Genomic DNA, 11,719 nt, shown 5'->3' on the forward strand with positions numbered 1-11,719 from the left:
GATAGTTTTTGTAAGAAAGTGTATAATTATAGTAGCAATAAAGAAGGAGAAGTCTCATGGCAGTTAAAGATTTTATGACCCGCAAGGTAGTTTATATCAGTCCAGATACGACTGTAGCACATGCAGCAGATTTGATGCGCGAGCAAGGCTTGCACCGTTTACCTGTTATCGAAAATGACCAATTGGTTGGTCTTGTAACAGAAGGAACTATTGCTGAAGCCAGTCCGTCTAAAGCAACCAGTCTCTCCATCTATGAGATGAATTATCTTCTCAATAAGACCAAAGTCAAAGACGTCATGATTCGGGATGTCATCACAGTATCAGGTTATGCTAGTCTAGAAGATGCGACCTATCTCATGTTGAAGAATAAGATCGGTATTCTTCCAGTTGTGGACAATCAACAGGTTTATGGTGTGATTACAGATCGTGATGTTTTTCAAGCCTTTCTAGAAATCGCTGGCTACGGCGAGGAAGGAATTCGTGTTCGGTTTATTACGGAAAATGAAGTCGGGGTTTTGGGCAAGATTGTGACCTTGATTGTAGAAGAAAATCTGAATATTTCACACACAGTCAATATTCCTCGCAAGGATGGTAAGGTCGTGATTGAAGTTCAAATTGATGGGACGATTGATTTAACCTTCCTGAAGGAGAAATTTGAAGTGCAAGGTATCCAAGTAGAGGAGATTGCTCGAACCTCTGCTAAAAAGTTATAAATATAGAGGGTGAAAACCCTCTTTTTTGTATACAATTTGAAATAACAAGCAAAATATGGAAAGAAATGAGAGAATGTGGTATAATGAAACGATGTGAATAAAGGAGTATTTATGGACATTTCAGAAATTCGTCAAAAAATTGACGCAAATCGTGAAAAATTAGCTTCTTTCAGGGGGTCTCTTTGACCTCGAAGGACTAGAGGAAGAGATTGCCATCTTGGAAAACAAGATGACAGAACCTGATTTTTGGAACGATAATATCGCGGCCCAAAAAACGTCGCAAGAATTAAATGAATTAAAAAACACCTACAACACCTTCCGTAAAATGGAAGAATTGCAGGATGAAGTTGAGATTTTATTGGACTTTTTAGCAGAAGATGAGTCAGTCCATGATGAATTGGTCGAACAGTTGACAGAACTGGATAAGATGATGACCAGCTACGAGATGACCCTTCTCTTGTCAGAACCTTATGACCATAATAATGCCATCTTGGAAATCCATCCAGGTTCTGGAGGTACAGAGGCTCAGGACTGGGGTGATATGTTGCTCCGTATGTACACTCGTTATGGGAATGCAAAAGGCTTTAAAGTAGAAGTCTTGGATTACCAAGCTGGTGATGAAGCGGGCATCAAGTCTGTGACCTTGTCCTTTGAAGGTCCTAATGCCTACGGTCTTCTCAAGTCAGAAATGGGTGTTCACCGTCTGGTACGTATTTCACCATTTGACTCTGCCAAACGCCGCCATACTTCATTTACATCCGTTGAGGTTATGCCTGAGTTGGACGATACCATCGAAGTGGAAATCCGTGAAGATGATATCAAAATGGATACCTTCCGTTCAGGTGGTGCTGGTGGACAAAACGTCAATAAAGTTTCAACAGGTGTGCGTTTGACACACATTCCTACGGGGACAGTCGTTCAATCGACAGTCGATCGTACCCAGTATGGAAATAGAGATCGTGCTATGAAGATGTTGCAAGCCAAGCTCTATCAGATGGAGCAAGAAAAGAAAGCTGCGGAAGTCGACTCCCTCAAAGGTGAGAAAAAAGAAATCACTTGGGGAAGTCAGATTCGTTCTTATGTCTTCACACCTTATACCATGGTAAAAGACCACCGTACGAGCTTTGAAGTTGCTCAGGTAGATAAGGTCATGGATGGAGATCTTGATGGTTTCATCGACGCCTATCTCAAATGGCGAATCAGCTAAGAATAGAAAGGAACTCACATGTCAATCATTGAAATGCGAGATGTTGTCAAAAAATACGATAACGGAACGACTGCTCTTCGTGGAGTCTCTCTTAGTATTGAACCAGGAGAATTTGCCTACATCGTAGGTCCTTCTGGGGCAGGGAAGTCTACTTTTATTCGTTCCTTGTATCGTGAAGTAAAAGTCGAAAAAGGTAGTTTGAAAGTAGCAGGCTTTAATCTAGTTAAAATCAAGAAGAAAGATATCCCTCTACTCCGTCGCAGTGTTGGGGTAGTCTTTCAAGATTACAAACTCTTGCCTAAGAAAACTGTTTATGAGAATATTGCTTACGCAATGGAAGTTATCGGAGAGAATCGCCGTAACATCAAAAAACGTGTTATGGAAGTGTTGGACCTAGTAGGTTTAAAACACAAGGTTCGTTCTTTCCCGAATGAACTCTCAGGTGGAGAACAGCAACGGATTGCGATTGCCCGTGCGATTGTCAACAATCCTAAAGTATTGATTGCGGATGAACCAACAGGAAACTTGGACCCAGATAATTCGTGGGAAATTATGAATCTGTTGGAACGCATCAATCTTCAAGGTACAACTGTTTTGATGGCGACCCACAACAGCCAAATCGTAAATACCTTGCGCCACCGTGTCATTGCCATTGAAAACGGCCGTGTCGTTCGTGACGAAGCTAAAGGAGAATATGGATACGATGATTAGTAGATTTTTTCGCCATTTATTTGAATCATTAAAAAGTTTAAAACGAAATGGCTGGATGACAGTAGCAGCAGTAAGTTCGGTTATGATTACCTTGACGCTCGTTGCCCTGTTTGCATCTGTAATTTTTAATACAGCAAAACTGGCTACCGATATTGAAAACAACGTTCGTGTTATGGTCTACATTCGTAAGGATGTAGCAGATAACAGTGAAACGATTGAAAAAGAAGGTCAGACAGTTACCAATAATGACTACCACAAGGTCTATGACGCTTTGAAAGCTATGCCTACTGTAAAAAGTGTTACCTTCTCAAGTAAAGAAGAACAGTATGAAAAATTAACGGAAACCATGGGTGACGATTGGAAAGTCTTTGAAGGGGATGCAAATCCTCTCTATGATGCCTATATCGTCGATACAAATTCTCCAAGTGATGTTAAAACAGTAGCTGAAGAAGCGAAGAAAATTGAGGGAGTATCAGAGGTTCAAGATGGTGGAGCCAACACTCAACGACTTTTCGAACTGGCTTCCTTTATCCGTGTTTGGGGATTGGTTATTGCAGGACTCTTGATTTTTATTGCAGTCTTCCTCATTTCCAATACCATCCGTATCACCATTATTTCACGTAGTCGTGAGATTCAGATCATGCGTCTTGTTGGAGCGAGAAATGGTTATATCCGTGGCCCATTCTTGCTAGAAGGTGCTTTTATTGGCTTGCTTGGCGCAGCGATTCCCTCAGTTCTTGTATTCTTTGTTTACAATATCGTTTATCAATCGGTCAATAAATCCTTGGTAGGCCAAAACTTATCAATGATTACGCCAGATGTGTTTGTCCCTTTGATGACAGTTCTACTATTTGTAATCGGAATTTTCATTGGTTCAATTGGTTCAGGAATTTCGATGCGTCGATTCTTGAAAATCTAATTGGATATAAATGCAAATTGAGATAAAAACAGAAAAACAAAACATTTTTAAAGAGAAGTTTTCGTAAACTTCTCTTTTTCCTTTTAAAAATTAAAAAAAGTAGACAATTTTTTTATAAAAGCCTTTACAAAAAAAAATAAAGTGGTATAATTGAATTATAAATAAGTGCAAACGTTTTCGTAAAACGTTTGCCTAAAAAATATAAAGGAGATTTGAATGATGAAAGATACATTCAAAAATGTCTTGTCTTTCGAATTTTGGCAAAAATTCGGTAAGGCATTGATGGTGGTTATCGCTGTTATGCCAGCGGCTGGATTGATGATTTCAATCGGTAAGTCGCTTGCATTGATTGACCCAAATCTTGCCCCACTTGTTATTACAGGTGGAATTCTTGAGCAAATCGGTTGGGGAGTTATCGGTAACCTTCATATTTTGTTTGCTCTTGCTATCGGTGGTAGCTGGGCTAAAGAACGTGCAGGCGGTGCATTTGCAGCAGGACTTGCCTTTATCTTAATCAACCGTATCACTGGTACTATCTTTGGAGTTACAAGTGATATGCTGAAAAACCCTGAGGCTATGGTCACTACCCTCTTTGGAGGCTCAATCAAAGTTTCTGATTACTTCATCAGTGTTCTTGAAGCACCAGCATTGAACATGGGTGTTTTTGTAGGGATTATCTCTGGTTTTGTAGGGGCAACTGCCTTTAACAAATACTACAACTACCGTAAACTTCCTGATGCGCTTTCATTCTTCAATGGGAAACGCTTCGTACCATTCGTTGTCATCCTTCGTTCAGCTATTGCAGCAATTGTACTTGCAGCTTTCTGGCCAGTTGTTCAAACAGGTATCAACAACTTTGGTATCTGGATTGCCAATTCACAAGAAACAGCACCTGTTCTTGCACCATTCTTGTATGGTACTTTGGAACGTTTGCTCTTGCCATTTGGTCTTCACCACATGTTGACTATCCCAATGAACTATACAGCTCTTGGTGGTACTTATGACATTTTAACTGGTGCAGCTAAAGGTACTCAAGTATTCGGTCAAGACCCACTATGGCTTGCATGGGTAACAGACCTTGTAAACCTTAAAGGTACTGATGCTAGTCAATACCAACACTTGTTAGATACTGTTCACCCAGCTCGTTTCAAAGTTGGTCAAATGATCGGTTCATTCGGTATCTTGATGGGTGTCATCGTTGCTATCTACCGCAATGTTGAAGCAGACAAGAAACACCAATACAAAGGAATGATGATTGCAACAGCTCTTGCAACTTTCTTGACAGGGGTTACTGAACCAATCGAATACATGTTCATGTTTGTTGCAACACCTCTTTATCTTGTATATTCTGTTGTTCAAGGTGCTGCCTTCGCTATGGCTGATATTGTTCACCTTCGTGTGCACTCATTCGGTTCAATTGAATTCTTGACTCGTACTCCGCTAGCTATCAACGCTGGTCTTGGTATGGATATCATTAACTTTATCTGGGTAACTGTCCTCTTTGCAGTCATCATGTACTTCATTGCCAACTTCATGATTAAGAAATTCAACTATGCAACTCCAGGACGTAACGGAAACTATGAAACTGCTGAAGGAGCATCAGAAGATGCAACTCCAGGAGAAACAAAAGTTGCAGCAGCTTCTCAAGCTGTAAATATCATTAACCTTCTTGGTGGTCGTGCAAACATCGTAGATGTAGATGCATGTATGACTCGTCTTCGTGTAACTGTTAAGGATGCAGATCGTGTTGGTACTGAGGAACAATGGAAAGCAGAAGGCGCTATGGGTCTTGTCATGAAAGGACAAGGTGTCCAAGCTATCTACGGACCAAAAGCTGACGTATTGAAATCTGATATCCAAGACATCCTTGACTCAGGTGAAGTAATTCCTGAAACTCTTCCAAGCCAAATGACAGAAGCTCAAAAAAATACTGTACATTTTAAAGGTGTAACTGAGGAAGTTTACTCAGTAGCTGACGGTCAAGTTATTGCCTTGGAACAAGTGAAAGATCCAGTCTTTGCTCAAAAAATGATGGGTGATGGTTTTGCAGTAGAACCAGCAAATGGAAACATTGTATCTCCAGTTACAGGTACTGTATCAAGTATCTTCCCAACAAAACATGCACTTGGACTTGTTACTGAATCAGGTCTTGAAGTACTTGTTCATATTGGTTTGGATACTGTAAGCCTTGAAGGAAAACCATTTACTGTTCACGTTTCTGAAGGACAAAAGGTTGCAGCAGGTGATCTTCTTGTTACAGCTGACTTGGATGCTATCCGTGCAGCAGGTCGTGAAACATCAACAGTGGTTGTCTTTACAAATGGTGATGCTATCAAATCAGTTAAATTAGAACAAACAGGTTCTCTTGCAGCTAAAACAGCAGTTGCTAAAGTAGAATTGTAATATACTCGAGGTTGGAAGCTGTTTTCCAACCTCTTGTTTTAGGAGAAAAGCATGAAATTTTTAACACTCAATACTCATAGTTGGATGGAAAAAGAAGCAGAGGAAAAATTCCAGCTCTTGCTCCAAAATATTCTTGAAAAAGACTATGATTTGATTTGCTTCCAAGAAATCAATCAAGAAATTACTTCGCCTGAGGTAGAGGTTGATCATCTTTATCAAGCTTTACCAGCGGCAGAACCCATTCATCAAGACCACTATGTTAGACTTTTGGTTGAGAAATTGTCTGAGAAAGGAAGAAGCTATTACTGGACTTGGGCGTATAACCATATTGGTTATGATCGCTACCATGAGGGGGTTGCTATCTTATCTAAGACACCGATTAAAGCACGTGAGATTTTGGTTTCGGATGTAGATGATCCAACAGACTACCATACTCGCCGTGTTGCCTTGGCTGAGACAGAGGTTGAAGGAAAGGAGCTTGCTCTTGCAAGCGTCCATCTCTCTTGGTGGGATAAAGGTTTTCAGGAAGAATGGGCACGATTTGAGGCTGTACTGAAAGATTTAAACAAACCACTAATATTAGCAGGTGATTTCAATAATCCAGCTGGACAGGAAGGTTACCAAGCTATCCTAGCAAGTCCTCTAGAGTTACAAGATGCTTTTGAGGTCGCTAAAAAGAGAAGCGGTAGCTATACAGTTCCACCAGAAATTGATGGTTGGAAAGGCAATACCGAACCGCTTCGAATTGACTATGTCTTTACGACAAAAGACTTAGAAGTAGAAAGCTTACATGTGGTTTTTGATGGTCAAAATAGTCCACAGGTCAGTGACCACTATGGTTTGAACGCGGTATTAAATTGGAAATAAAAGCAAAAAATGAAAGGGAGCGATTCCTTTCATTTTTTTACAAAAATCTCTATAATTACTATTTTGGAGAAGGAGCTTTTTGTATATTTGTATATTATGAGGAAATATACACAAATAAGTTTTTAAAAATTTACGGTCAAAAAAAAATCGCTAATATTAACTATTTATGATAGAATGAAATTATGAAATAAAAGGAGGACTGGAATGTTTTTTCAGGATAGAAAGATAAAATATTCAATCCGCAAATTGTCAGTTGCTACTGTGTCACTTGCGATTGGATTTTTGTTTGCGCCTGCGGCGCTTGGAGTCGCTCAGGTAGCTCAAGCTGATGAGCTTACGGCTACTGAACAAGTGGAGAATAAAGCAGAGAGTCAGGTCTCGGTGGTCTCTTCTGCAGAATCCCAGAAAGAAAGCCAAGTTGCTTTGAAGTCTGCTGCACCTGCTGCGACAGAGACAAGTCAAGCAACAGATTCGACTGTTTTCAAAAATGCTCAGCCAGCTACAGGTACAAGTCAGCCAGCTGCAGCCACTGCTCAAGCAACTCCAGCAAATGCTAGTCTCAATAAGAGCACTTTGGAGAACTACCTCAAAGAGTTGCGTAGCAAGGACTTTTCAAGTAAGACAGACGATAGTCTAGAAATCTTGAATGGTGTAATGACAGCTGCCGATGGTGTGCTTCAAACTGCGACAAAGCAAGAAGAAATTGATAAAGTTTATCGCAATCTCGTGACTTTTGTCAATTCAGGTCTTCGTGATAAAAATCCGAAGTTCATCCCAGACAAGGATAAGACTCCTCGTTCGGCACTTTATGAGTTTGAAAGTGCTACACCAGGAAAAACGGTTCCGTTTGGTCTGAACTACTTGAAGCCAGAAGACACAAAAATCTACAAAAAGGGCGATAAAGTAAAGGCCATCCAGCCAACTGAAACAACTTATGTAGAGAATGATGGAAGTGGTAGATGGACCTTTAAGGGCTATGACTATGATAGTCAGGTGATTGATAAAGATGATGTTTTCTTCACAGGGAAGTGGGAGTATACACCAACACCATACAAGGCTACCTATAGATCGGTTAATGGATCACCTGGAAAAACTTTGCCATCTTATGTTGCAAATTGGAGCCCAGAAGATAAAAGAAGATTTGCTGAGGGTGAAGTAGTAAAAGCACAAGAATTTCACTATGTTTTTTATACTTCAGAAGAATATCCTAACCGAAAAGGCTATTGGGCTTTGACTGGCTTTGATGCTCCAAGTAAAGTGGCAAACAATGGCGATGTAGAGTTCGTAGGAACTTGGAAATACTTTGAGGATGTCACTGTATCCTACAAACCTATGAACCAGCACGATTTTGAGAATTTTTATCATTTACCAAGTAGTCCTAAGACCTCACGTGACGAATATAAATTACCTCTTCCTAAGGAGATAAAAGATCTAGAAAGTAAGCTATACGATTACAAGCTTTCTCTCAATCAGTTTGATAAACGTGATGAGTATTTACCTAAAGATATACTGGATACGCTAGCAGCCTTGCATCGCTACGATGAAGCTCAAAATCTCTACAAACCTTTTTATGATGCGGAAAATGAAGGAAATTGGACCTTTGAGGAAGATGTAGTAGATTTAACCTTCAGTCGTGAACTAGAGCGGGCGGCTACATATGGGGAAATACCAAAAGTTACAATACCATTGGAGTTTGTATTTAAAGGGGTTCCTCGGAAACCGACTTACGAGTTTCTCAGTGGGACTGCTGGCAAAGCACTACCTGCTGAGATCAATAATCTGAAGCCGGTAGATATGCCTGAATGGGAGTATGCAAAGAGAAAGCAATACCCGAAAGGTGAGATGGTTCAGTCTGTTAGACCGACTCAAGAGTCCTACTATGATGCAGTTAACAAGGGTACCTGGACCTTTACAGGCTACGATTTTACTAAAAAACCAGTAAGTGAGTGGGATCATAAAGGATGGAACCTTAGGTTTACAGGTACTTGGACTTTTGTAGCGGATAAGTACTCAGAAAACTATGAATTTGTTAGCTCAGATCCTAGTCGATCTCTACCAGCTGCAGTTAAGGCCTTGACGCCAAGTAATACAAATACTTACAAAAATGGCGAAACTGTATTTGCGGAATATCCACGTGAGACGACCTACATGGACTTTGATAACGAGGGTACTTGGAAATTTGATGGCTATGACGCTAATAGCAAGGTAGTTAATCAAGATAAAGTTCTCTTTACAGGTACTTGGTCTTTCACACCACACAGAGATAAGACTGTTTCCTTTGACTTTGTCAGTGATACCCTAGGGAAGGCTATTCCAGATGATCTGAAGGCACAAATTCCAGCTCCTATCACGACATCTCCGAAAGATTATTCTGATAATGTTAGATATGCCATTGAAAGTTTCTATACATACACAGATGATGATAATGATGGTACATGGAAGTTTATTGCTCCTGAGAAGATAGAAAAACCATCTGATGATGAGGACTCTACTTACACACTCCACTGGGTCTTTGAACCGACCAAGCGTAGTGTTTATTATGACTTCTATACAGATTCAAAAGATGATTCTGGTCAAACGATCTATCCGCCATCAACTTTGTATAATTTAATCACTTACGAAAGAGAATTTGTCAAGGGTGAAAAAGCTCGCGTTAAAATGCCGTCTAAAACAAGATTTGAGGATCCTGATGGCCGAGGGACTTGGGTATTTGATGACTACTATGAAGATGATAATACGACTATTTCTCCACGTGTGAAAACAGTAGAGAACGCAGACGTCCTCTTCAAAGGAAAATGGATTTTGGTTCCTACCAATCAGACTGATACCATCTACAGATTAGAGTATAAATTTACTAACTCGACTCCTGCCTACCCTCTTCCAAATAAGATTCGCGATATGCTTCCAGCTGGCACTGATTTCGTTGCACGAGCTGATGATTACAAAGATGCAAGCAAACTTGACACCACCACAGTAACTGTTCCGACAGGTACATGGACCTTCCATGGTTTTGATGCGGATAAATACGGAAAAGCCATTGCAGGTACGAAAGTGAAGACCATCACAGGAGCTTGGAGCTTTACGCCAAATGGTATAGATTATCAGTTCCAATCAACTAATCCTGCTTTCGCATTACCAGATCATATCACCAAGTTGACTCCGAAAAATCCTTATGATTACAAGTTATATCCTAAGGAAATTCTGGCTGAACAACCAAGTGAAACGACTTATGTTGATACAGCGAATAAAGTGACTTGGACATTTGCAGGATACGATAAAGAAAAAATTGTTGTAGGAAAGGGCAGACAGACTTTCCTTGGAAGCTGGGTGCCTACTCCAAATCCAGAATATGTATTCAAATCTTCTGACGCACGTGTTCCATTGCCACAAAGTATTTTGGGAATACTTCCAAATGATGAGGCTTCTTATAAGGTTGGTGACACCATTGTAGCCAAACAACCTGCTAAAGAATCAGTAGCTGAAGAAGAAAAAGACTATGTCTGGACCTTCAAAGGTTACGATCAGAAGAATGTGACCTATAATGGCAAGCGTGTGACATTTACTGGTATCTGGGAAGTGACGCCTAGACCGCATCATGTAAGCTATACTTTTGTAAGTGTTACATCTGGTGTTGATTTGCCTGAATTTATCCAGAAGAAAGCACCAAAAGATAGCTCAAGCTATTACAACACGCAAAAAGTTGTACCAGAAGAGCTGACTACAACGACTTACAAAGATGATGTGAACGATGGTACTTGGACTTTCGTTGGTTACGATGCCAAAAGTAAGATTGTGAAAAAAGCTGATTTGACTTTCACAGGTAAGTGGAAGTTTGAAGCTAACAAGTACCAAGCTACTTATCGCTTCGAGAGCGAGACAGCAGGTAAGTCTCTTCCAGCAGCCATCACAGCATTGACTCCAAGCGACAGTGCAACTTATGTGAATGGTAACTCCGTTTCCGCTCAGCAACCATCCCAAACCACATACACAGATACTGTGAACGACGGCATCTGGACCTTCAAGGGCTATGACGCAGCTAGCGCTGTGGTCAACAAGGCAAATGTAGAGTTTGTAGGGAAATGGTCCTTTGAAGCTAATAAGTACCAAGCAACTTACCGCTTCGAGAGCGCAACATCAGGGAAAGCTCTTCCAGCAGCCATCGCAGCCTTGACTCCAAGCGACAGTGCAACTTATGTGAATGGTGCCTCTGTTTTCGCTCAACAACCATCCCAAACCACATACACAGATACTGTGAACGATGGCACATGGACCTTCAAGGGTTATGACGCAGCTAGCGCTGTAGTCAACAAGGCTAATGTTGAATTTGTAGGAAAATGGTCCTTTGAAGCTAACAAGTATCAAGCTACTTACCGCTTCGAGAGCGAGACAGCAGGTCAAGCTCTTCCAGCAGCCATCACAGCATTGACTCCAAGCGACAGTGCAACTTATGTGAATGGTGCCTCTGTTTCCGCTCAACAACCATCCCAAACCACTTACACAGATAGTGTGAACGATGGTACTTGGACCTTCAAGAGCTATGACGCAGTTAGCGCTGTGGTCAACAAGTCAAATGTAGAGTTTGTAGGGAAATGGGCCTTTGAAGCTAACAAGTACCAAGCTACTTACCGCTTCGAGAGCGAGACAGCAGGTAAGACTCTTCCAGCAGCCATCGCAGCCTTGACTCCAAGCGACAGTGCAACTTATGTGAATGGTGCCTCTGTTTCCGCTCAACAACCATCCCAAACTACTTACACCGACGCAGTGAACGACGGCACATGGACCTTCAAGGGTTACGACGCAGCTAGCGTCGTTGTCAACAAGGCCGATGTAGAGTTTGTAGGGAAATGGTCCTTTGAAGCTAAGAAGTATCAAGCAAGTTACCGCTTCGAGAGTGAGACA

Annotated in this window: 7 protein-coding genes; all 7 read left to right on the forward strand. The window is 41.0% G+C overall.

Going from position 1 to position 11,719, the window contains the following annotated elements; translation table 11 throughout:
- The first annotated feature begins 56 nt into the window (after nt 1-56).
- Entirely contained in the window at nt 57-713 is a 657-nt protein-coding gene (locus tag B7705_RS00845) for a CBS domain-containing protein (RefSeq protein ID WP_084946917.1), read from the forward strand.
- 111 nt (nt 714-824) lie between these two features.
- A protein-coding gene (gene prfB / locus B7705_RS00855) for a peptide chain release factor 2 (RefSeq protein WP_096753628.1) occupies nt 825-1,920 on the forward strand; the annotation gives its coding sequence in 2 pieces (ribosomal slippage) (nt 825-896 and nt 898-1,920; 1,095 coding nt in all).
- A gap of 18 nt (nt 1,921-1,938) precedes the next feature.
- Entirely contained in the window at nt 1,939-2,631 is a 693-nt protein-coding gene (ftsE, locus tag B7705_RS00860; protein ID WP_084946920.1) for a cell division ATP-binding protein FtsE, read from the forward strand.
- Nucleotides 2,624-3,550, forward strand: a complete 927-nt coding sequence (gene ftsX, locus B7705_RS00865; RefSeq protein WP_084946932.1) for a permease-like cell division protein FtsX — start codon at nt 2,624-2,626, stop codon at nt 3,548-3,550. The genes ftsE and ftsX overlap by 8 nt, the downstream gene beginning before the upstream one ends.
- 216 nt (nt 3,551-3,766) lie before the next feature.
- Nucleotides 3,767-5,953, forward strand: coding sequence for a PTS transporter subunit IIBC (locus B7705_RS00870; protein ID WP_000974084.1), 2,187 nt, complete (start codon nt 3,767-3,769; stop codon nt 5,951-5,953).
- 51 nt (nt 5,954-6,004) lie between these two features.
- On the forward strand, nt 6,005-6,820 hold the full coding sequence (locus B7705_RS00875; RefSeq protein WP_084946922.1) for an endonuclease/exonuclease/phosphatase family protein: 816 nt from the start codon (nt 6,005-6,007) through the stop codon (nt 6,818-6,820).
- A gap of 204 nt (nt 6,821-7,024) precedes the next feature.
- The coding region (locus B7705_RS00880; RefSeq protein ID WP_084946925.1) for an SHIRT domain-containing protein at nt 7,025-11,719 on the forward strand (4,695 nt) is incomplete at its 3' end.

The sequence above is a fragment of the Streptococcus oralis subsp. dentisani genome (genome assembly GCF_002096685.1).
Lineage (GTDB): Bacteria > Bacillota > Bacilli > Lactobacillales > Streptococcaceae > Streptococcus > Streptococcus oralis_AD.

What these genes read in the sequence shown, in the direction of transcription:
- B7705_RS00845 (WP_084946917.1), top strand. Translation starts at nt 57, where the DNA reads ATGGCAGTTAAAGATTTTATGACCCGCAAGGTAGTTTATATCAGTCCA.
- ftsE (WP_084946920.1), top strand. Translation starts at nt 1,939, where the DNA reads ATGTCAATCATTGAAATGCGAGATGTTGTCAAAAAATACGATAACGGA.
- ftsX (WP_084946932.1), top strand. Translation starts at nt 2,624, where the DNA reads ATGATTAGTAGATTTTTTCGCCATTTATTTGAATCATTAAAAAGTTTA.
- B7705_RS00870 (WP_000974084.1), top strand. Translation starts at nt 3,767, where the DNA reads ATGATGAAAGATACATTCAAAAATGTCTTGTCTTTCGAATTTTGGCAA.
- B7705_RS00875 (WP_084946922.1), top strand. Translation starts at nt 6,005, where the DNA reads ATGAAATTTTTAACACTCAATACTCATAGTTGGATGGAAAAAGAAGCA.